The organism is Campylobacter sp. B0100352/1 (assembly GCF_020135855.1).
GTDB lineage: Bacteria > Campylobacterota > Campylobacteria > Campylobacterales > Campylobacteraceae > Campylobacter_D > Campylobacter_D taeniopygiae.
Map to the genome: position 1 here is coordinate 1 of NZ_JACHTP010000067.1, position 1,295 is coordinate 1,295.

The following is a 1,295-nucleotide window of genomic DNA, read 5'->3' on the forward strand; positions in this document are numbered from 1 at the left end:
AGAAACTAATTGGCCATTTTCATCGCCATCTTTATAATTAATTTGCCCTATAGTTACCCCATTGATCGCAAAGTCTTGAGAGGTTTTTCCTGCTTTGATCTCATAAGCTCCTATAGTTCTAACATCAAAAGTAGCCCTAACTCCTGTCTTATCAGAACTTCTATTGATCTCTTCAGCCAAAGCTCCAAGACCTGTTCCTACCGAAGTTGAGATAACGATACTTTGAAATTTAAAGTCCTCAACTCCGTTATAATTTTTTATGACCATGCTTACAACACCTTCACTCACACTTTGAGAACCGGTTTCAAATCTTGTTACACCAATCTTTGAAGATTGAGTTGGCCCTATACTTGCTTTGATGGTTTGATTTGAGCTTGAGCCAATTTGGAATTCTTGATTGGTAAAGTTACCACTTAAAAGTTGTTTGCCGTTAAAAGCTGTTGTATTAGCGATATTATCAAGTTCTTCCATTAAGCGGTTGATATCTGCTTGAAGCATGGTTCTTGTTTTTAAGCTTTGTCCATCTTGAGCGGCTTGAGTTGCTTTAGTTTTAATAGTATCTAAGATCTTAAGTTGCTCATCCATCGCTTTATCTGCAGTTTGTAAAATACCAATCGCATCATTACCATTATTGATTGCCTGACCTAAAGTCGCTGCTTGTGAACGCAAAGAATCTGCAATAGCCATCCCTGAAGCATCATCTGCTGCTGAGTTAATTCTAAGACCAGAACTAAGTCTGCTTAAAGACTTATCAAGCTCATTAGCATTAACCACCGAATTCGCATGTGCGTTCAACGCACCTATATTGGTGTTTATTCTAAAACCCATTTTAAATCCTTTCAAAATATTGCATCAAAAGGATATAAGCAAGAAGTGTTCCAACTTTTTATTTTATAGAAGAAAAACGAAATATTTTTTAAAAATTTTTAAAGAAGTAAAAATCTAAGCCTAAAAAGCTAGGCTTAGATCGGATTTCTATTGAAGCAATCTTAATACATTTTGTTGGCTTGCATTTGCTTGTGCCATCGCATAAGATCCACTTTGAGCTAGGATGTTTGCTTTAGAGTAGTTTGCACTCTCGCTTGCAAAGTCCACATCTCTAATTTGAGATTCAGCTGATTTCACATTCACTTGAGTTACTGTGATGTTGTTGATAGTTGATGTGATTTGATTTTGCACTGAACCTATATCTGCTCTGATTTGATCAAGATTGTTAATCGCAGTTTCAGCGATATCCATCACCGCCATAGCCCCTTTAAGTGTAGTTACACCTGAAGTTTCATTTGCAGCACCAA

The 1,295-nt window shown here is 36.5% G+C and carries 2 protein-coding genes; both read right to left on the minus strand.

The window, feature by feature from the left end; genetic code table 11:
- A partial coding sequence (locus H2279_RS08520) for a flagellin N-terminal helical domain-containing protein (protein ID WP_337196278.1) occupies positions 1 to 828 on the minus strand: 828 nt, incomplete at its 3' end.
- A 147-nt stretch (positions 829 to 975) separates the two neighbouring features.
- The coding region (locus H2279_RS08525) for a flagellin (protein WP_337196279.1) at positions 976 to 1,295 on the minus strand (320 nt) is incomplete at its 5' end.